This is a genomic window from Fibrobacter sp. UWR3 (assembly GCF_900143055.1).
Taxonomy (GTDB): domain Bacteria; phylum Fibrobacterota; class Fibrobacteria; order Fibrobacterales; family Fibrobacteraceae; genus Fibrobacter.
This window is the reverse complement of record NZ_FRCW01000002.1, coordinates 280,044-297,747: the sequence shown is the minus strand read 5'-3', so window position 1 is coordinate 297,747 and position 17,704 is coordinate 280,044. Positions and strand designations below refer to the sequence as shown.

At 54.5% G+C, this 17,704-nt stretch carries 21 protein-coding genes; 8 read left to right on the top strand and 13 right to left on the bottom strand.

The window, feature by feature from the left end; all coding sequences use genetic code 11:
- Nucleotide 1: 1 nt before the first annotated feature.
- From BUA44_RS03410 to bioB, 3 genes are all read right to left on the bottom strand, one after another.
- Nucleotides 2–853, bottom strand: coding sequence for a prephenate dehydratase (locus BUA44_RS03410; RefSeq protein ID WP_072808584.1), 852 nt, complete (start codon nucleotides 851–853; stop codon nucleotides 2–4).
- A gap of 62 nt (nucleotides 854–915) precedes the next feature.
- Nucleotides 916–1,599: a C40 family peptidase gene (locus tag BUA44_RS03405; RefSeq protein WP_072808582.1), complete on the bottom strand. Its 684-nt coding sequence runs from the start codon at nucleotides 1,597–1,599 to the stop codon at nucleotides 916–918.
- Nucleotides 1,600–1,648: 49 nt separating this feature from the next.
- Nucleotides 1,649–2,620 (bottom strand): biotin synthase BioB, encoded by a 972-nt coding sequence (bioB, locus tag BUA44_RS03400; RefSeq protein WP_072808886.1) that lies wholly within the window; start codon nucleotides 2,618–2,620, stop codon nucleotides 1,649–1,651.
- A 197-nt stretch (nucleotides 2,621–2,817) separates the two neighbouring features.
- On the opposite strand from bioB, the gene BUA44_RS03395 reads away from it, so the two are divergent.
- Together BUA44_RS03395 and BUA44_RS03390 are read left to right on the top strand one after the other, a co-directional pair.
- A complete protein-coding gene (locus BUA44_RS03395; protein ID WP_072808580.1) occupies nucleotides 2,818–3,678 on the top strand; it encodes a TIGR02147 family protein in 861 nt (286 codons plus the stop codon).
- On the top strand, nucleotides 3,671–4,558 hold the full coding sequence (locus BUA44_RS03390; RefSeq protein ID WP_143151846.1) for a hypothetical protein: 888 nt from the start codon (nucleotides 3,671–3,673) through the stop codon (nucleotides 4,556–4,558). Before BUA44_RS03395 ends, BUA44_RS03390 begins: the two co-directional genes overlap by 8 nt.
- 17 nt (nucleotides 4,559–4,575) lie before the next feature.
- Here BUA44_RS03390 and BUA44_RS03385 read toward each other — a convergent pair whose 3' ends face one another.
- Nucleotides 4,576–5,283 carry a glycoside hydrolase family 16 protein gene (locus BUA44_RS03385; protein WP_255370444.1) on the bottom strand — a complete coding sequence of 236 codons (708 nt, stop codon included), beginning with the start codon at nucleotides 5,281–5,283 and terminating at the stop codon, nucleotides 4,576–4,578.
- 40 nt (nucleotides 5,284–5,323) lie between these two features.
- Here BUA44_RS03385 and BUA44_RS15890 point away from each other — a divergent pair, with 40 nt between their 5' ends.
- Both BUA44_RS15890 and BUA44_RS03375 read left to right on the top strand, forming a co-directional pair.
- Entirely contained in the window at nucleotides 5,324–5,557 is a 234-nt protein-coding gene (locus tag BUA44_RS15890) for a hypothetical protein (protein ID WP_072808574.1), read from the top strand.
- Nucleotides 5,558–5,676: 119 nt separating this feature from the next.
- A complete protein-coding gene (locus BUA44_RS03375; RefSeq protein ID WP_072808572.1) occupies nucleotides 5,677–6,684 on the top strand; it encodes a glycoside hydrolase family 11 protein in 1,008 nt (335 codons plus the stop codon).
- Between the two features lie 5 nt (nucleotides 6,685–6,689).
- On the opposite strand, the gene ybaK is transcribed toward BUA44_RS03375, so the two are convergent.
- Nucleotides 6,690–7,190, bottom strand: coding sequence for a Cys-tRNA(Pro) deacylase (ybaK, locus tag BUA44_RS03370; RefSeq protein WP_072808570.1), 501 nt, complete (start codon nucleotides 7,188–7,190; stop codon nucleotides 6,690–6,692).
- A 63-nt stretch (nucleotides 7,191–7,253) separates the two neighbouring features.
- Between ybaK and BUA44_RS03365 the strand changes: the two genes are divergently transcribed.
- Nucleotides 7,254–8,009 carry a 4'-phosphopantetheinyl transferase family protein gene (locus tag BUA44_RS03365; protein ID WP_072808568.1) on the top strand — a complete coding sequence of 252 codons (756 nt, stop codon included), beginning with the start codon at nucleotides 7,254–7,256 and terminating at the stop codon, nucleotides 8,007–8,009.
- Nucleotides 8,006–8,995 (top strand): Gfo/Idh/MocA family protein, encoded by a 990-nt coding sequence (locus BUA44_RS03360; RefSeq protein WP_072808566.1) that lies wholly within the window; start codon nucleotides 8,006–8,008, stop codon nucleotides 8,993–8,995. The genes BUA44_RS03365 and BUA44_RS03360 overlap by 4 nt, the downstream gene beginning before the upstream one ends.
- 176 nt (nucleotides 8,996–9,171) lie before the next feature.
- Here BUA44_RS03360 and BUA44_RS03355 read toward each other — a convergent pair whose 3' ends face one another.
- From BUA44_RS03355 to BUA44_RS16120, 5 genes are all read right to left on the bottom strand, one after another.
- The gene (locus BUA44_RS03355; RefSeq protein ID WP_072808564.1) at nucleotides 9,172–11,646 is read right to left on the bottom strand and encodes a glycogen/starch/alpha-glucan phosphorylase; all 2,475 of its coding nucleotides are present in this window, start codon (nucleotides 11,644–11,646) and stop codon (nucleotides 9,172–9,174) included.
- Nucleotides 11,647–11,773: 127 nt separating this feature from the next.
- Nucleotides 11,774–12,808, bottom strand: coding sequence for a hypothetical protein (locus BUA44_RS03350; RefSeq protein ID WP_072808562.1), 1,035 nt, complete (start codon nucleotides 12,806–12,808; stop codon nucleotides 11,774–11,776).
- Nucleotides 12,801–13,052 carry a hypothetical protein gene (locus BUA44_RS03345; RefSeq protein ID WP_072808560.1) on the bottom strand — a complete coding sequence of 84 codons (252 nt, stop codon included), beginning with the start codon at nucleotides 13,050–13,052 and terminating at the stop codon, nucleotides 12,801–12,803. Before BUA44_RS03345 ends, BUA44_RS03350 begins: the two co-directional genes overlap by 8 nt.
- 18 nt (nucleotides 13,053–13,070) lie before the next feature.
- Complete coding sequence (locus tag BUA44_RS03340; RefSeq protein WP_072808558.1) at nucleotides 13,071–13,382, bottom strand: helix-turn-helix domain-containing protein; 312 nt, start codon at nucleotides 13,380–13,382, stop codon at nucleotides 13,071–13,073.
- Nucleotides 13,383–13,385: 3 nt separating this feature from the next.
- Nucleotides 13,386–13,721 (bottom strand): type II toxin-antitoxin system RelE/ParE family toxin, encoded by a 336-nt coding sequence (locus BUA44_RS16120; protein ID WP_072808556.1) that lies wholly within the window; start codon nucleotides 13,719–13,721, stop codon nucleotides 13,386–13,388.
- A 222-nt stretch (nucleotides 13,722–13,943) separates the two neighbouring features.
- On the opposite strand from BUA44_RS16120, the gene BUA44_RS03330 reads away from it, so the two are divergent.
- Together BUA44_RS03330 and BUA44_RS03325 are read left to right on the top strand one after the other, a co-directional pair.
- Entirely contained in the window at nucleotides 13,944–14,597 is a 654-nt protein-coding gene (locus BUA44_RS03330) for a fibrobacter succinogenes major paralogous domain-containing protein (RefSeq protein ID WP_072808554.1), read from the top strand.
- Between the two features lie 9 nt (nucleotides 14,598–14,606).
- Entirely contained in the window at nucleotides 14,607–15,314 is a 708-nt protein-coding gene (locus tag BUA44_RS03325; protein WP_072808552.1) for an NAD(P)H-binding protein, read from the top strand.
- Nucleotides 15,315–15,369: 55 nt separating this feature from the next.
- On the opposite strand, the gene BUA44_RS16055 is transcribed toward BUA44_RS03325, so the two are convergent.
- The 3 genes from BUA44_RS16055 to BUA44_RS03310 all read right to left on the bottom strand — a co-directional run bounded on the left by BUA44_RS16055 (nucleotide 15,370) and on the right by BUA44_RS03310 (nucleotide 17,680).
- Nucleotides 15,370–16,128 (bottom strand): type II secretion system protein, encoded by a 759-nt coding sequence (locus BUA44_RS16055; RefSeq protein ID WP_072808550.1) that lies wholly within the window; start codon nucleotides 16,126–16,128, stop codon nucleotides 15,370–15,372.
- Nucleotides 16,129–16,278: 150 nt separating this feature from the next.
- Nucleotides 16,279–17,496 (bottom strand): geranylgeranyl reductase family protein, encoded by a 1,218-nt coding sequence (locus tag BUA44_RS03315; RefSeq protein ID WP_072808548.1) that lies wholly within the window; start codon nucleotides 17,494–17,496, stop codon nucleotides 16,279–16,281.
- Nucleotides 17,489–17,680 (bottom strand): 4Fe-4S binding protein, encoded by a 192-nt coding sequence (locus BUA44_RS03310; RefSeq protein ID WP_072808546.1) that lies wholly within the window; start codon nucleotides 17,678–17,680, stop codon nucleotides 17,489–17,491. Before BUA44_RS03310 ends, BUA44_RS03315 begins: the two co-directional genes overlap by 8 nt.
- Nucleotides 17,681–17,704: the final 24 nt, after the last annotated feature.

The following is a 17,704-nucleotide window of genomic DNA, read 5'->3' as shown; positions in this document are numbered from 1 at the left end:
ATTAATAACTCAGTTTCTCCGTCGTGCCTTCGCGGAAACTCCCGAGACGGTACACGAAGTCGCAGTAGCTTTGCAGTTCCTTGAGCGCCTCGATGACGGCAGGGTCCTTCGGGCTCCCCTCGAAGGAGAGGTGGAATATGTATTCCCACGGGCGGTCAGGATGCGGGCGGCTCTCGATGCGGGTGAGGTTCAGGTCGCGCTTCGCGAAACACCCGAGTGCGGCATGCAGTGCTCCTGACTTGCCGGAATCGCTCAGCATGAACAACAACGTTGTCTTGATTGTGCCTTCTTCCGGAAGCGGGTTTGCCGTCTTCTGGATGGCGTAAAACCGGGTGAAGTTCACCCCCGGCAAGTTCTCTATACCTTCGGCCAAGATATCCAGGCCGTAGAACTTGCCGGCGTAGGCGCTCGCAATCGCGCCTACGGTTTTATCGCCGCGCTTCGCAACCTCTTCGGCACTGCCTGCGGTATCGTAGAACGCGGTGCTCTTGATTTTCGGGTTGCGCCCGAAGAATCGGCTGCATTGCGCAAGGCCCTGCGGGTGGCTCAGCACTTCCTTCAGGTCTGCTAGCTTTGTTCCGGGGAGCGCGCACAGGCTATGCGAAATCTGAAGCTTGACTTCGCCCACGATAGGGTGGCGCCACTTGTACAGAAGGTCGTAGTTGTCGTAGATGGAACCTGCGGTGGAGTTCTCGATGGGGATAGCCCCACCATCCACGGCGCCGGTCTCGATGCCCTGGAAAATCTGCTCGAACGTGTCCATCGGGACAACTTCGATATCGTTTCCGAACAAGTGATATGCGGCGCTTTCGCTGTAGGCCCCGCGCCGGCCCTGAAATGCGATTTTCTTCATAGTGTGAAAGATAGTAAACAGCGTGTATTATCCATTATCAATCATCAATCATCAATTATCAATTACCTAAACCTTCTCCCGCCCTGGTACTTGTGGCTCCAGTACTTGTCGTTCATGGGCGATATCATCACGCCCTTGCTGGAACTTGCATGTATGAACCTGTCTCCCGAAAGGTAGATGCCCACGTGGTCGATTTTCCAGAAACTCCCGAAGAACACCAGGTCGCCTTCGCGCAGGCTCCCGCGGCTCACGCTTGACCCGCGGCTGTCCTTGTACATGCTTGCTGCATTGTGGTCTAGCGCTATGTTGAAGTAACCCTTGTAAACCTGCATCACGAACCCGGAACAATCGGTCTTGCTCTTGCTTGCGGCGCCATACACATATTTCGCGCCAATCCATCCGCTTGCGTATTTTTCGAGCGAACCTTTCGATTCGGGTTTCGGCGCCGCCTTTGCCGCTTCTTTCCGGGTCGCCGCGTCGCGGACTTTCTGCGCGGAGTTCTTGTGCTGGCTAGAATCGCTCCTTGCCGCAGTTCTTGCGGGTTCTGCCTTTGCTTCTCCCTGCGCATTTTTTGCCGGTGCATCTTCGCTTGTATTGCTTGCCTGTGCCGCGCCCGCATCTGTGGATACCGGCTTGTAGTCGCCGATGTTACGGTCGTAACCCGTGCGTTCGGGGAATGCGCAACACACAAGCCCCGCACAAATCGGGACCAGTATCAAGCCTGCGATTTTCGAAAGCGAAACCATCGCTACGAAATGTAATTAAAACGCGCTCCCTTTAGGGGGCTGGGCTTTCCTATCCGATGAATCCGTGCGGTTCGAACCCGAGACCCTTCACGAGTTCGAAGTCCTTGCAGCTGTTTACACCGGCGGTAGTGAGCATGTCGTCGGTGATGGCCGCGTTCGCACCACTCTGGAATGCGCGCTTGCCGTCATCGCCCAGTACGCCGCGACCGCCAGCGAGGCGGATGAACGCCTTCGGGTTGATGAAGCGGTAGATTGCCACGATGCGGCAGAACTCGTCGTTCGTGAGTTTCGGGAGGTTCTCGTAGGGAGTGCCGGGGATGGCGTTCAGCACGTTTACCGGAGTGGACTTCACGCCGAGCCCGCGCAGGTCGAGGCACATGTCGATGCGGTCTTCCATCGTCTCGCCGAGCCCCATGATGCCGCCACTGCAGATTTCGAGCCCTGCGGCAAGCGCGTTATGCAAGGTGGCAATCTTGTCGTCGTAGGTGTGCGTGGTGCAAACGTCGGGGAAGTGCCTGCGGTAGGTTTCCAGGTTGTTGTGGAAGCGGGTGAGGCCCGCCTCCTTGAGCTTCTCGAACTGTTCCCTGTTCAGGAGGCCTGCCGAAAGGCATACGGAAAGTTTGGTCTCTTTTTTGAGCCTGCGGATGGCTTCGCTAATTTGTTCGACATCGCGGTTCGAGAGCGTGCGTCCCGATGTGACGATGGAGTATCGCGGGATGCCTGCCGCTTCCTTCTTCTTCGCGTCATCGACGATTTCGTCGGCGCTGAGCAACTTGTATTCGGGTGCGCCCGTGCGGTAGTAACTACTTTGTGCGCAATACTTGCAGTTTTCGGAGCAGCGCCCGCTGCGGGCGTTCACGATGGAGCAAAAGTCAAAGTCGTTTCCGTGGAATTTCTCGCGGATTTCGTTCGCGGCCTGCGTGAGTTCGCCGAGGTCGGCGTCCAGCAGCTGGATAGCCTCTTCGCGGTTGATTTCGTACCCTTGCAAAACCTTGTTCTTCAGGTCGATGACAAAAGACATGGCGTGCTCCTTGAAACAGTCGGTGCCAAATGTAGAAAAATGCGGGTCGTGCATCCGTGCGTATATGCAACAAAATGTTCAATACGTGGCAAAAATATGATAAAATTTGCTAAAAATGACCAAATTTTAACAAAAACTTTGATTTTGTTCTATGAAACGCTTGCTTTTGATGACCGCGGAATGTATATTTGTGAGTGATGAAACCGATTGTCGAATATTCCGATTTCCGCAAGTACATGCTGGATTTTTACGAGGAGCGCAAGCGCTGCTCCGCCTTTTCGTGGCGTGAGTTCTCGAAAATCGCGGGCTTCACTTCTTCTTCGTACATGAAGGTAGTTTGCGACGGCAAGAGCAAGCTCAGCAGGATTGGCGTGGAACGCACGGGGGCTGCCATGGGCCTCGTGGGGTTCGAGATGGAATATTTCCGCGCGATGGTGGAATACGGTCAGGTGGAATCCGAAGAGAAGAAGGTCGCCGCCTACAACAACATGCTCGCCATCGCGAAGGTGCACAAGGTGCGCGTGCTGGAAGGCGACCTGTTCAAGTTTTACGAGACGTGGCAGAACCCGGTGGTGCGCGAACTTGCCCCGCAGATGCCGGGCGCGACTCCGGGCGAGATGGCGAAGAAGTTCTATGCCGACGTGAGTGCCGCCGAGGTGCGCGAGTCGCTCGATTTCCTCACGAAGTCGGGACTCCTGAAAAAGACCGAAGACGAAAACTTCTTGCAGACGGAAAGTTCGATTACCGGAACGCCCGATGCCACAAGGCTTGCCCTGCGCGGAATGCACCGCCAGATGTCCAAGCTCGCGACACCCGCGCTGGAACTCCCCGTGAATGAACGCAACTTCACGGGCGTCACCATGGGCATATCCAGGGAACTGTACGGGCGAATCGTGAAGGAACTTGACGAATGCCTCCGTCGGATAGTGGCGCTCGCTTCGGAAGAAAAGAACATCGAGCAGGTTTACCGCCTGAACCTGCAACTTTTCCCGCTGACGAAGAACATCAAGGAAGGCGATGCCGTTGCCTGCAGCGACAAGGAGAATGACGATGAATAAGGCTTTTGGATTCTCGGCGGTTCGCCTGCATTTTACTTTGTCTGCGCTTGCGGTTCTTGCTGTTGCGCTTGTTTGTGGTTGTTCCGATTCCGACAAACTTGCTGGTACCGCTGTAGAACCGAACGAATTGGCCCTGGAATCTTCCAGTTCCTGCTTGGAACCGGAAGAGCGCCTGTCCAGTTCGGAACTAGATGAGCCGTTGTCAAGTTCGTCGGAAAATGAACCGGCATCCAGTTCGTCGGAAAAGCCGAGTGAGTCCATGCTGCCGGAACCGAAAAGCAGTTCTTCTTCCGTTAGCCCCGGTGAGCCCGCCATGAATCCGACAGGGCTTGAAGACTATGCAAGTTTCTACGGGGTGTCGGATGCGCAGTTCGACAAGGCGGTCATTGCCTCTGCGGTTGTGTATTCCGCGAAATCCGTCAGTACGTTGAATCCGCCCCATACTCCGGATGATTCTTCGGATACGGGTAATCAGCCGGTTGAGGGTGCTGTGACGGAACTGAACAGCCCCGGTCTGCACAAGATGAGCGGCAGGCTCGAGGCCCTGAATAGCGTGTTCCCGGAATCGGCAAAGGGCCTTATCGCGCAGGCACAGAAGGCGGCCGCAGAAGATTCGAGCTGCGAAACGTACCTGTACAACGTGCGTGGTCAGGAAGGCTCCATCGCGCACATGCTTGTGGGCGTTGCAAGCGATACGCTTACGGTTCTCGATATCCGCGACAGCAATTGCAGGAGTACCCAGGGCCAGGTATTTGGATTCGTGTTCATCTACTGCGGTGAAATGGACCGCATGCCCTTCGAGAATCGTATTTATGCGGACCGCGACCCGGGTGCGGGGAAATGCCCGGTGATTGACACAGATTACGAGTGGACCGAGTAGACGCGGGATAGCGCGCTTTACGGCTGCGAGACGCGGATGTAGTCCACGAGCATCTCGTTCGGGAACTGCGAATCGTCTACCTCGAATCCGGGCCAGTTGCCTGCGACGGCTACGTTCAATATGAAGAATTGCGGCTTGTGGAATGCCTCCAGCCCGTCCTTCGCGTCTTCGATGGCGAATTCTTGGTACTTGAAATCGTCGACGTACATCGCGATGAGCTTTTCGTTCCAGACCATCTTGTAGTTGTGGAACTGCGTGATGTCGAGTTCCTTGCTCGTGCCGTAGTAATCTTTGGTGTTGTTGCCGTAGTCGGCTTGGTTCCCTCCGGCTTGCCAATGGTTGGTGCCGTAGACAACGTTCTCGTCGTTTACCGCCTCGATGATGTCGATTTCGCCACAGGCGGGCCAGGAAACTGCGTCGATGTTTTCGCCTAGCATCCAAAATGCGGGCCAGATTCCCTTGCCTACGGGTAGCGCGATGCGGGCCTCTACCGTGCCGTAGGTGAAGCTGAACTTGCCCTTGGTTATCATACGGGCCGAGGTGTATTTTGCGCCTTCGTAATCTTCCTTGTTCGCGCGGATGTGGAGGATGCCGTCTTGCACGAAGGTGTTCTCGCTGCGCGCGGTGTAGTATTGCCACTCGTTGTTGCCCCAGCCGCTCGCTCCTGTCTCGAATGTCCATGTGGCGGTGTCGATTGAGTCGAATTCGTCGTGCCAGAGGTACACTTCGGCAGGTTCGGCAGGCTCACCAACCTTATCAGAGCCCTTGTCGCTGGAGGATGTCTCGGCGGAGACGGAAACGTCTATTGAAGAGGATGATAAGTTCGCTGAGCTGAGCCGAAGCGAACTCGAAGAATTCGTGGCAATCTTGTCGCTGCTGCTCGCGGGCGGTTCTTCTGCGGGGCCGGAGCTGCTCGAATCGGAGGAACATGCGAAAAAGACGGCACTTGCTGCCGTGACGATTACAAGGGGCGCTGCGAACTTTTTGAGCTTTCTCTAAATATAGCCTAAATTCCTGCGTCAGGGCCCTGAATGTTCCAACTTGGAATAACGGGCGCGGTGGATGCTCCCTGCGAAAACGTGTTTTTGTAGTAGATTTCTTGAAAAAAGGATGTTTGTATGAAAGCTATTCTCAAGTATGGCCTGGTTGCCATGTGCGCCCTGGCTGCAAATGCGTTTGCGCAGGATTTCTGCAACACTGCCGCCCATAGCGGTTCCAAGGTGGAGGTCTCCACGAACAATGTGGGTTCGTTCAGTAACGGTATCGGATATGAACTCTGGAACGAAGGCGGCAACGGTGGTTCCGCGACGTTCTACGACGATGGTTCTTTCAACTGCCAGATGACCGGCGCCAAGGACTACCTTTGCCGCGCGGGGCTTTCTTTCAATAGCGACAAGACCCATGCCGAACTTGGCCACATGAAGGCGGATTTCAAGTTGGTCAAGAACAATCTTTCGGGAATTCAGTATTCCTATATCGGTATTTATGGCTGGACCCGCGAACCGCTGGTGGAGTGGTACATCGTCGATAACACCGGCAGTGAATACATGCCTGGCGATTGGGTGGCCCAGGGATCCTCAGCAAAGAAACATGGTGTTTATGACATTGATGGAGCGAAGTATACGGTTTACGAAGGCGACCGTACCTCCTATTCCATCGATGGAGACAACAAGTACTTCAAGCAGTATTTCAGTGTGCGTACTTCGAAGCGCGACTGCGGTACCATCGACATTACGGCCCACTTCAAGAAGTGGGAAGAACTCGGCATGAAGATGGGCAAGATGCACGAGGCAAAGATTCTTGGCGAAGCGGGAAACTCCGAAGGGGCAAAAGCCAGGGGCGAGTATGATTTCCCCTATGCGAAGGTCTATATCGAGAGCGATACGCCGTCGAGTTCTTCTGTTGCTCCTGAGGTCAGCAGTTCGTCGACCACGGCTCTCCAGGGAATACGCTCCGTGACCGTCGGCAGCAATACGTCGCTCGTATTCGACGCCCAGGGCAAGTTCCTCAGTTCCTTTGAAACGGAAAACGATGCTGCCTTGACCACGGCCATCAAGGCCAGGTTCCATTCCGGCATCTTTCTGGTGAAGCAGGGCGGGAACGTCCGCAGCATCTCGGTGAAGTAAAGAAACTAGTCCTGCGGGGCTTCGGGCGGGACTCTCGCAATCACGCCGACGGTCGCGCGCGTCGCCTTTACGAGGTCGGCAGGCGCGATTTTCAGTTGCAGGCCGCGTTCGCCCGCGCTCACGTAGATGAACGGGAACTGCATCGCCGTCTCGTGAATAAAGATGGGGAAGTTCTTCTTGAGGCCGAGCGGGCTGCAGCCGCCGCGGATGTAGCCGGTGAGCGGCGTCAAGTCCTTGAGCGGGACGGTGTCGATTTTCTTGTTGCCGCTGACCTTGGCGGCGCCCTTCAGGTCCACTTCGAGATTTCCCGGCACCACGCACACGAGGTAGCCGATCTTGTCGCCGTGAACGAGGATGGTTTTGAAAACCTGGTTGATGTCTTCGCCGAGGCTGTCGGCAACGTGCTGTGCGCCGAGGTCGTTCTCGTCGACCTTGTAGGGGATGAGCTCGTAACTGATTTTCTGGCGGTCGAGAATGCGTGCCGCGTTTGTCTTCTTGATGTCCATGTGGTAAAATATAAATCTTTGCGGTATGGCGTGCAATAGGCCTAAATTGCTATATTGCGCGGTATGGATACGCTCGTCTACACGGCAGATATTTCGGCTCTGAATGACCCCGCAGTTTTTGAAAGGCTGCTCGGGACGGTGCCCGAGTACCGCCGCGAGAAGGCGATGCGTTTCAAGTTCCCGGGTGGCCGTGCGCAGTCGCTCGGGGTGGGCCTGCTGTTGCGTATCGCTTGTCGCGATTTCGGGATTGAAGGCGCGGACGCCCATGTGGTGCTCGGCGAGAATGGGAAGCCCGCTTTTCGCGATGAGCCGGAGGTGCACTTCAACCTCTCGCATTCCAAGACGCGCGTGATGTGCGTTATTTCGCCCTACGAGGCGGGTTGCGACGTGGAGCGCGTGCGTCCGGGGCGTTCCCGCCTTGCGGAGCGTTTCTTCAAGGAATCCGAGAATGCGTGGATACGTTCTTTCCCGGAAGGCGATGCGCAGGATATTGCTTTTTGCAGGCTCTGGACGCTGAAGGAATGCTACATGAAGGTGACCGGGCGCGGGATGGCGCTTTCGCCGGACAAGTTCACGCTTTCTGTGACGCCCGATGGCATATTGCTCGATCACGAAGGCCCGCGACCGGAATACAGGTTCTTTGAATTGCCTGCCTGCCAGCTGACGGAAGGAGACCGCTACTGCCATGCGTATTGCTTGAAGGCTATGCCCGAGGGACATCGGGTGGTTTGTCGAGATGTTGACCTTGCGGGAAGTGTGCGGGTTGATGAAACGAACTTGCCTGATGGGAAAGCGTCGTTCAACGAGGTTGCACGATGAAACCGTATAATGCAATCCTTGTCGGGAACGGCACCATGGGCGGGCGGCATCGCGCACGTTTTGAAGCGTGCGGTGTGAAGTTTATCGCTGCTGCGGACAATCAAGAAGAATTTAACGAGATTACTGATAAATTAACGTGCGAGACTGCAGGTGGATTGCCCGCAGACTTTGCGGTAATCGCGTCGCCGGCATCGACGCACTATGCCTACGCGAAGTTCTTTCTGGAACGTAAGATTCCCGTGCTTGTCGAAAAACCTCTTGCCATCTCCGGCGAGGAGGCGCAGGAACTTGTAGACCTGGCTGCGAAAAACGATACGCTCCTTTTTGTCGCGCAGTCGGAATGCTTCAATCCGATTTTCCTGAACTTTCGCAAGCATTTCCTTGCGGAACTGAACGCGCGTCTTGGTGCGGGCGATAAACAATACGATGCCGGCGATAAACAATTAGGTGCCGGCGATATGTTTGTTGCTGGCGATATGTTTGTTGCTGGCGATAATCTGCCCGCGGGCAACGTGCGCCTGGAATTCCGGCGCGAGCACAAGTATTCTGAACGCTGCCGCGATGTAGACGTTTCCCTCGATTTGCTGGTTCACGATCTCGGGCTGTTCTTCACCCTGTTCCGGTATGAAGATGTCGATATCTCGTTCAAGACATCTGCCGAATCCCGCGATAGGGCAAGGCTGTATTTGAAGGTTGCGCGCGGGCCCTACAAGGGCGTGACTGCGGATTTTTACGTGAACCGCGACAGCGACGTAGATGTACGCACGATTTCCGTGAGCTATGGCCGGCAGGGAGGCTCTCCCGGCTCTGATTACACCGTGAGTCTCGCGCGATATCTCGACAACGGCGAAATCGCCCACATCCCGGATTCGCTCGAGAACGAACACAGGTTCTTCCTCAAGCTATTGGACGGAGCCTGCGGTGACTGGGGCAAGCGCATTGCCCGGATTGCGGCGGACTGCGTGAAAATCGCCTCCCGGCAATAAGTAATTTTTCCATTTGCTTCGCATAGCTTCGTTTTTATAATAAGGACGAATCTTGCGCTTGCAAAAAAAAAGAAAAAAAAATCCCGCGATTTCTCGCGGGACTTTCTACAATCGTCATGTTCGCGCAGGCGAACATCTTAGATCCCCGGTCAAGCCGGGGATGACAAACGGGCCGATTACAGCTTGATGCTGCAGGGCTTGGCGTGCCAGATTTCCTCGGCGTACTGCTTGATGGTACGGTCGGAACTGAACTTGCCCATGCGTGCCACGTTGAGGATAGCCTTTTCGGCCCATGCCTTCTTGTTCTGGTATTCCTTCGCCACCTTGGCCTGCATGTCCACGTAACTGCGGAAGTCGGCGCAGAGCATGTACGGGTCGTGGGTGAGGAGTTTGTCTGCAATGTGCTTGAAGAGGTCCGGACGGTCGGGGCTGAAGAAGCCGGAACCGATGAGGTCAATCACGCGGCGCAGGTCGTCGTCCTTCTCGTAGAAGTCGCGCGGACGGTAGCCCTTGGCGAGCAGGTCGGTGACTTCTTCCACGGTGAGGCCGAAGATGAAGATGTTCTCGTCGCCGACTTCTTCCTTCATTTCCACGTTGGCGCCGTCGAGCGTTCCGATGGTGAGCGCGCCGTTGAGGGCGAACTTCATGTTGCCGGTACCCGAGGCTTCGGTGCCCGCGGTAGAAATCTGTTCGGAGAGGTCAGCCGCCGGGATAATCTTCTCGGCGAAGGAGACGCGGTAGTTCTCGAGGAACACCATCTTGAGCTTGCCCTTGCAGACCGGGTCGGCGTCGATGATGGCGGCGACGGCGTTGGCAAGGCGGATGATCTGCTTGGCCATCCAGTAGCCCGGAGCGGACTTACCACCGATCATGATGGTGCGCGGCATGATTTCCTTGCCGTCCTTCACCTGGATGTACAGGTGGATGGCGTGGAGGATGTTCAGCAGCTGGCGCTTGTATTCGTGGATGCGCTTCACCTGCACGTCGAAGAACGTGTCGGTATCGACATCGACGCCCTGCGTTGCCTTGAGGTACTTGGCGAGGCGTTCCTTGTTCTGCTTCTTGACGGCCATGAATTCCTTCTGGAATGCGGCGTCCTTGGCGAACTTCTCGAGCTTCTTCAGGTCGTCGAGGTCCTTGACCCAGCTTTCGCCAATCTTCTTGGTGATGAGTTCGGACATGGCGGGGTTGGCCTTGCGGACCCAGCGACGCGGCGTCACGCCGTTCGTCTTGTTGTTGAACTTTTCGGGCCACAGTTCGTAGAAGTCCTTGAAGAGCGTTGTCTTCAGGAGGTCGGAGTGGAGTGCGGCCACGCCGTTCACGGCGAACGAACCCACGATGGAGAGGTAGGCCATGCGGACCATCTTGCAGCCGCCTTCCTCGATGAGGCTCATGCGGGCGAGGCGTGCATTGTCGCCGGGCCACTTCATGCTGACCATGCGCAGGAAGCGTGCGTTGATTTCGTAAATGATCTGGAGGTGACGCGGGAGGAGCTTCTCGAAGAGGCTGACCGGCCACTTCTCGAGGGCTTCGGGCATCAGGGTGTGGTTCGTGTAAGCGAACGTCTTGGTGACGATGTCCCAGGCTTCGTCCCATTCCATGTTCTCGATGTCGAGGAGAATGCGCATCATTTCGGCGATGGAGATTGCCGGGTGCGTGTCGTTCAGCTGGATTGCGACCTTTTCGGGGAACTTCTTCCAGTCACCTTCGTGGAGCTTCTTGAAGCGGCGGATGATGTCCTGCAGGGAGGCAGAGCACAGGAAGTACTGCTGCTTGAGGCGCAATTCCTTACCGTTCATGGAGGAGTCGTTCGGGTACAGAACCTTCGAAATCGTTTCGGAGAGTTCCATGTCCTGCACTGCGGCGATGTAGTCACCGTTGTTGAAGTAGCTGAGGCCGAAGTCGTCGGTGGACTTCGCGCTCCAGAGGCGCAGGTTGTTCACGGTGTTGTTCTTGTAGCCCGGAATCGGGGTGTCGTACGGGAGGGCGAGCACGTAGTCCTTCGTTTCCCAGCGGTTGCGGAGCCTGCCCTTGTCGTCGACCCAGCTCACCACATAGCCGTAGAACGGGACCTTGATGGCGTTGGCCGGGCGGGCGATTTCCCAGGGGTTCGGGAGGCGCAGCCAGTTGTCCGGCTGTTCTTCCTGTTCGCCGTTCACAATCTTCTGGCTGAACATGCCGTATTCGTAGCGGATACCCATGCCGGTGGCCGGGAGTTCGAGCGTGGCCATGGAGTCCAAGAAGCAGGCGGCGAGGCGGCCGAGGCCACCGTTACCCAAGCCCGCGTCAACTTCCTGTTCGCGGAGTTCTTCGAGGGTCATGCCGATTTCGTCGAGCGCTTCGGTGACGGCGCTTTCGACGTCGAGGTTCAGCACGGAGTTGCCGAGCGTACGGCCAATCAAGAATTCGAGGGAGAGGTAGTAGACGCGCTTCACGTCTTGCTTGTAGTAGGTCTCCTGGGTCTTGATCCAGCGGTCCACGAGACGGTCGCGGACGGCGTAAGCGACGGCGAGGAACTTCTCGTGGTCGGTCACGGTCACCTTGTTGCGGGCGAGCGTGTGGTGGATGTGGTCGGTGAACGCCTTGCGGAACGATTCCGCGTCGGTGCCGAGCACTTCGACTTCTTCAGCTTTCTTGAATGTTTTTGCCATGGATGAGCCTATGGGTTAAAGTTTAAATTCTGGTTCGGGAAACCCGATTTTACGGCGGTAAATTTAGAAAAATCTGCCCCGTATGTAAAAGGAATTTAATGAAAACGGGGCAAAGGGGGCTTGTACGCTATCTTTTGGGTCTCGGCATTGTGAGAATGGAGACTAGTATCCGACCCTTTTGCGAGTATTCGTCTAAGCCAAGAATGAGGATCTTGTCCTCGGTGACCATCAGGCGCTCTTCTGAAAAACGCGGAAGTTTCCTGTTGTGCCATGATTTTCCGCCGTCAGTGCTGTAGTACAAGTAGTGGAGCCAGCTCACGCCTGAGTTGCTCATCTTGAAATCCAGGAGCGCTACAAACAAACTATCCTCAACGTAGAAATCGGACGGATTCATTCCTACGGCAGTGAAGATATGCCACTTGTTCGGAAAAGAACTGTGTATCTTGTATTCGCCCTTGTATTTATGCAGAATATGGACTTCATGAATCGATGAGTCAGGGCGGTCGTATCCACAAATAATCCAGTTCTTGTCGCTCTGGGCGTATTTTTTACCCAAGCTGCTGCATAGGTCTCCATAACTCCAAGTAGCTATGTTTTCTTTTTCTAGCAGGAAAGATTTTGTTTCAAAAGAAGAGTCTTCTTGTTTCACTCTAGCGTACCCAAGACCTGAGTATACAGTCTTTCCGAAATACTCCCAGTTCATATAATTGCCAGTAGAAACATAAACTTGATGCTCTCCTCTATACCTTGTTTCTAAATAGCGAACCATGAATACGCTGTCGCACCTGTGAAAAAATTGGGCGTAACGAAAGTTTATGGGTTCCCTTGATAGTTTCCAGTTTTTGCCGCCATCTGTCGTTCGCATGGCTATCGGGTGGCGTTTATCTCTCGAGACTGAATCTGAAGCTCCAAATAGGGTGAAGGTGTTTTCGTTTTCTATTGCTATTTCTTCCACCCCCATATACCCACCAAAGACGTTGTCTATCCAATACGTCTCTTTTTCAAATGAAAAGGAAGTCCATTTGGTTTCCCAAGCATCGTTGATTTTTGATAAACCCCCTAGGAGAAATGGGGCAAGAAATAAAAAAACTATGGGAAATAAGCAGCCGATTGTAAGGAACCAGCCAAACTTCGTAAGCCTTATTTCCGAAAGTTTAGTCATTCGATTTGTCGGGTTCCTCGGATTCTGGGGCCGATTCCTTCTGCGTGCGGATGTTTTCCATCAGGAAGTGGATGGCTTTGAGCCTGCCGTTGCACTTTTCGATGCAGTTGTCGTAGAATCCCTTCGTCTTCTCGTCCCATTCGGGCACGATTTCGGAGGCGTACAAAAAATGCTCGACGCAGATGGAGAGCTGGTCCGCTTCGCGCCGCAGGTCGTCAAGGTTCGATCTCGTGAAGAATGCCATGGTGAAAAAGATAGAAATCTACGCCGACAGCGTCCTAATCAGTTCTTTCTTGGTTGCCCCTAGGGCAAAGAACATCTTGATCATCAGTTCTAGCGAGACGCTCGAATCGGCGTGTTCCACCTTCGCGTATCGTGACTGGCTCGTCTTCGCAAGGATTGCGGCGGAGACCTGTGTTTCGCCGCAAGCCTTCCGCTTGGCGATGAGCGCTTTTGCCAGAGCGGCCTTCATCTCGACAATCGCCATTTCGGCGGGGCTTAGCCCGAGATATTCGTCCACGTCCCCGATTTTCCAACCCTTCTTCTTCAATCTTTCTTTCTTCAGCTTATCCATAAATCAGTCCTCCGCATCGTAAGATTTCAATCGCTTGCGACATAGGTCTATTACTTCGTCAGGTGTTTTTGCCGTTTTCTTTTCTGCCCATAGAATCACGATTATTGCATCTGTGTCTATGCGGTAAAATAAGCGCCAGTTTTTGTTTTCGTCACGAATTCGAAGCTCATGGCAGTGAGCTCCTATGGATGGCATCGGACGGCTTTGTGGTAGCGACAAAGTTATCCCCGACTGCAGCAACCGTAGTAAATATCCTGTTTCTATCCTCGCTTTTTGAGATAGTGGTGGCGTTTGTGGCTGCTCGTGCAGCCAGACTATAGGTTTGTGTTTCGGACTCATAAAATATATATCAGATTTGACATATTGTCAATAGTTGAAGGGTGAAAAATTCTTCTTATATATTTGCAAGAATCGTGCCAAGCCTGGAAATGTTGATTTTGAACGAAAAACAGCAACAGCGGATTTTGTAATTGGGTGATTAATCGCTTAAATCAGTGATTAATCAGTAAGAATTTGTGGTGTGAAAAATTTTTTTGAAGGCATAAATCGTATATTTAAAACATGTCTAAAAGGTTCTTTTTCATCTTGATTGCGCTGATGGCGGTTGCTGCGGTGGCGGCGACTTCCGCCGTGACGGGCTCGTTCATGGATTTGCGCGATGGCAAGAAGTACAAGACAGTGAAGATTGGCAACCAAACGTGGATGGCGGAAAACCTCAATTTCAAGACGCAGGATAGCTATTGCTATGAAGACAACGAATCAAAATGCTCCAAGTATGGTCGCCTGTACAAGTGGCAGGTTGCACTAAAGGCCTGCCCTGCGGGTTGGCACCTGCCGAGTGAAAAAGAATTTGGAGTGTTGCTAGATGTTGTCGGTGGCGATTCAATTGCAGGCGAAGCTCTAGATTTCACGTCCAATAGGAGGCTGGGTCTTGGTGATTTTCCTGATCTTACATATGTGTTTGACCTTGATAGTTTACTTACATATGAGTTTTCAACGAAAACATTGTGGTCTTTTTCGTTTGGGTTGGATCGTGCTGGGTATCGACGTGATGACGGAATTTATTTTGTGGGAGAGGAGGAAGCCTTTTTTTGGTGCTCTGAAGAAGAAAGTAGCTATGAGGCGTGGTATATGGGGTTGCGTATATATGGTTCTGTTGAATTGGATTACAAACCAAAATATTATGCTTACTCTGTCCGCTGCATAAAGGACTAAATTTACAGTATGAAAGTTGCGCTTTTCGGTTCGACCGGCCTTGTCGGGAAAAATGTCTTGAAACTCCTGGTGCGCCTTGACCAGGTGGAGCATGTGTACTGCCCGGTGCGTCGCGTGCCCGAGCCCACCGAAACCGGTATTTTAGAGGGTGCCGCGAAAATCGACTTCGATGTGGTTGACTTTGAACAGGTGGACACGTTGCGCGAGAAGTTTGCGGGCCTCGACGCGGCGATATGCTGCCTCGGCACGACTATCAAGCAGGCGGGTAGCAAGCCCGCGCAGGAGAAAATCGATGTGAGGCTCCCGCTATCGCTTGCGGCTGTCGCGAAGAAGGCGGGCGTGAGGCATTTTTTGTGCGTGAGTGCGCAGGGCGCGAATTCGCGTTCGCCGTTCTTCTACAACCGCTTGAAGGGCATGCTCGAGGAAGGCCTCACGATGATGAACTTTGAGGCGCTCACGATCGTGCGGCCGTCGCTACTGCTCGGAAAGCACAAGGACAAGCGATTCGGCGAAGAACTCATGCAGAAGATTTTTGGCAAGCATCTCGCGATACTGCCGGCGAGAATCCGTCCGGTGTTCGCGGAATCCGCCGCGGCTCATCTCGTGGCATCGATGCTCAAGCCGCCTTTCGAACATGTGTGCGCAAGTGACGGCGTGAAGGGCAAGCGGATTATATACAACCGAATATTGGCGCAAACGCCGGCTGACGTTTTTTAAGAAAGAGTTTTATTGCTGAGTTAAGGGCTGGCAAAGGGCCTGCTCGCAAGGTGGGTTATGTCCCGCAGCAGGCGCAACAGCCGCTAAACTGGCTCTTACTGCAGTCCATATTCTTTTTCTTGCCTTGATTTGTTGCTCCGCCACCTAAGGAACATTTGTTGTCGTTTGAACAGGGCGTATTGGTTCCAAGGCAAGTACTTCCTTCTGGTTCTTCTTCTTTCGGCTCATCTTGCTGTGTTTGCTGTCCCGGCTCCTTAGGTTCTGGCTCTGTAGTTTGCTGCGGTTCCGGCACCTTGGGGTCCGGCTCTGCAGTTTGCGTTGCACCTGCGCTGCATGCGCTTGCGTCGACGCTTCCGACGGGCCAGTTACTGGTGAGCGATGCACATTCCTGAGAAGAAACGACCTGCGTGAAATTGACCGTACTTTCCGCGACAGGGTCTATGATGATGCCCCAGGCGCTACGTGCCGAACATTCGTTGAGCGAACTCAGGTTCGTCGCGCTCCATCCGAGAAAACTTTCTGCGTCCTTGTCTATTTCCTTTTTCGCCACGACGCAGTCGCCATATTCGAAGTTGCTTGTCTTTCCGTTGCCCGGTGCGGCATACCCGATATCTTTCCAGGTTCCGATACCGTGATCGTTGTGGACGAATGCATCCTGCAACCGGATGTAGACGCCTGCCGCCGTGGGGACTTCGGCCGCCTTCGCCTTGGCTATCATGCCGAATAGCTTGGGCACGCCGACTGCGGCAAGTACGCCCATGATGACGATGACGACCATTATCTCGATAAGGGTGAAGCCGTTCTTTTTATCCATGAGGGGTCTCTTGAAAAGATTACAGGAGTCGTAAGTTTACGATAGCAAAAATATAATATATGGAAACGCCAGGTGCAATACATTTTTCACCTAGTGTACGGAATGCCTAATTATTGTGATTAGCGACAAAGGGGTGGTCGCCGAAGACCGCTACTTGAACTTCCAGAACTTGTACAGGTATTTGGCGGTCTGGACGGGCGTCTTGAGGAAGGCGCTCTTCTTGTACCCGCTCAGGGCGAACCCTTGCAGTACCTTGTAGAGGCCAATCTGGTCTTCGCGATTGATGGCGAGCAGGAACCTGCGGAACTTGTACTCGAAATCGTGCGTCTTGCCGAAGTACTCGTAGCAGCGCTTTTCGTACTGCTTGAGGAAGTTGCGGCTGAGTGCCGCAGCCTCGCCGGAGGTTGCCCTGAGGCCCATGTCCACGTAGTCGGCGCAGAATCGGCCGGCCCTCATCGCGGCAGCGATGCCACCACCCGTGAGCGGGTTGGTGTGGTGGGCGGCGTCGCCCACGAGGGCCAGGCGGTCGAGCGTGTAGTCCCTGAGCGTGCTGGAAACAGGCACGAGCCCGCCTACGGTATGGTTGATTTTTGCCCCCGGGAAGAGCTTCTCGAGCCATTCCATCGTGATTTCGAGAATGTTGCCCGCATGCTTGCCCGCGGCGAGGAACCCTGCGCCGAAGTTCGTGACGTTCGACTTCTGCTTCGGGAAACTCCAGATGTAGCCGTCGTTGATAAAGTCGTGTCCCTGCCAGAAGGTGAGGTAGTCGGGCTTGGTCAAGATTCCCTGCACCTGGATGTCGACTCCCGTGCATGTCTCGCGCGGGTCCTGTGCGCTCTTGAGGCCCACCATGCGCCCGATGCGGCTTTCCACGCCGTCGGCCGCGATGACCATCTTCGCAAAAATTTCCTGCGTGCCCGTTTCGGTCACGCTACCGTCGCCGTTGCCCTTCCCGAGCACGACTCGCACCATGCGGGTGTCGCCCTGAACATCGCCCACGAATTCGGCGCGTGCGCAGGTCTCTACCTGGGCGCCGTCGTCGGCAGCAAGCTTTGCGAGCCACGGGTCAAAGATTTCGCGGTTGAGCATGATGCCCGTGTTCGGTTTCGGGACTTCGATGTTCACGCCGTTCGGGCCGTAAATGTAGAGCCCGTTGATGATGCTCTCGATGCAGCTCTCGTCGATGGGGCCGTATGTCTGGAGGTCGGCCAGCGTAGTGCTCGCCTCCCCGCACCGTACCGGGAAGCCGATGCGTTCGCGCTTCTCGAGGAGCAATACCTTGTGCCCCGCCCGTGCTAAGTTCCTTGCGGCAACGGAGCCGCCGGGCCCTGCGCCAATCACCACGACATCGTAACGGGAATCAAGCATCGTTCACCTCCGTAATCGTGAGCGCACCGACGGGGCACGCCTTCACGCAGATGCCACAGCGCACGCACTTTTCAGAATCAATCTGCAGGTCGAGCCCGAACATGTCGAGCGCCATCTTGGGGCAAATGCCTACACAGCCCGCGCAGGCGAGACAGATTTTACGGTCGTGAACGAGTTTCTTCATCGTTAAATAATATAGTAAAAGAGA

What these genes read in the sequence shown, in the direction of transcription:
- BUA44_RS03315 (WP_072808548.1), bottom strand. Translation starts at nt 17,496, where the DNA reads ATGCTTGATTCCCGTTACGATGTCGTGGTGATTGGCGCAGGGCCCGGC.
- bioB (WP_072808886.1), bottom strand. Translation starts at nt 2,620, where the DNA reads ATGTCTTTTGTCATCGACCTGAAGAACAAGGTTTTGCAAGGGTACGAA.
- BUA44_RS03360 (WP_072808566.1), top strand. Translation starts at nt 8,006, where the DNA reads ATGAAACCGTATAATGCAATCCTTGTCGGGAACGGCACCATGGGCGGG.
- BUA44_RS03340 (WP_072808558.1), bottom strand. Translation starts at nt 13,382, where the DNA reads ATGGATAAGCTGAAGAAAGAAAGATTGAAGAAGAAGGGTTGGAAAATC.
- BUA44_RS03395 (WP_072808580.1), top strand. Translation starts at nt 2,818, where the DNA reads ATGAAACCGATTGTCGAATATTCCGATTTCCGCAAGTACATGCTGGAT.
- BUA44_RS03410 (WP_072808584.1), bottom strand. Translation starts at nt 853, where the DNA reads ATGAAGAAAATCGCATTTCAGGGCCGGCGCGGGGCCTACAGCGAAAGC.
- BUA44_RS03325 (WP_072808552.1), top strand. Translation starts at nt 14,607, where the DNA reads ATGAAAGTTGCGCTTTTCGGTTCGACCGGCCTTGTCGGGAAAAATGTC.
- BUA44_RS16055 (WP_072808550.1), bottom strand. Translation starts at nt 16,128, where the DNA reads ATGGATAAAAAGAACGGCTTCACCCTTATCGAGATAATGGTCGTCATC.
- BUA44_RS03375 (WP_072808572.1), top strand. Translation starts at nt 5,677, where the DNA reads ATGAAAGCTATTCTCAAGTATGGCCTGGTTGCCATGTGCGCCCTGGCT.
- BUA44_RS03365 (WP_072808568.1), top strand. Translation starts at nt 7,254, where the DNA reads ATGGATACGCTCGTCTACACGGCAGATATTTCGGCTCTGAATGACCCC.
- BUA44_RS03390 (WP_143151846.1), top strand. Translation starts at nt 3,671, where the DNA reads ATGAATAAGGCTTTTGGATTCTCGGCGGTTCGCCTGCATTTTACTTTG.
- BUA44_RS03355 (WP_072808564.1), bottom strand. Translation starts at nt 11,646, where the DNA reads ATGGCAAAAACATTCAAGAAAGCTGAAGAAGTCGAAGTGCTCGGCACC.
- BUA44_RS03345 (WP_072808560.1), bottom strand. Translation starts at nt 13,052, where the DNA reads ATGGCATTCTTCACGAGATCGAACCTTGACGACCTGCGGCGCGAAGCG.
- BUA44_RS16120 (WP_072808556.1), bottom strand. Translation starts at nt 13,721, where the DNA reads ATGAGTCCGAAACACAAACCTATAGTCTGGCTGCACGAGCAGCCACAA.
- BUA44_RS03405 (WP_072808582.1), bottom strand. Translation starts at nt 1,599, where the DNA reads ATGGTTTCGCTTTCGAAAATCGCAGGCTTGATACTGGTCCCGATTTGT.
- BUA44_RS03330 (WP_072808554.1), top strand. Translation starts at nt 13,944, where the DNA reads ATGTCTAAAAGGTTCTTTTTCATCTTGATTGCGCTGATGGCGGTTGCT.
- BUA44_RS03310 (WP_072808546.1), bottom strand. Translation starts at nt 17,680, where the DNA reads ATGAAGAAACTCGTTCACGACCGTAAAATCTGTCTCGCCTGCGCGGGC.
- ybaK (WP_072808570.1), bottom strand. Translation starts at nt 7,190, where the DNA reads ATGGACATCAAGAAGACAAACGCGGCACGCATTCTCGACCGCCAGAAA.
- BUA44_RS03350 (WP_072808562.1), bottom strand. Translation starts at nt 12,808, where the DNA reads ATGACTAAACTTTCGGAAATAAGGCTTACGAAGTTTGGCTGGTTCCTT.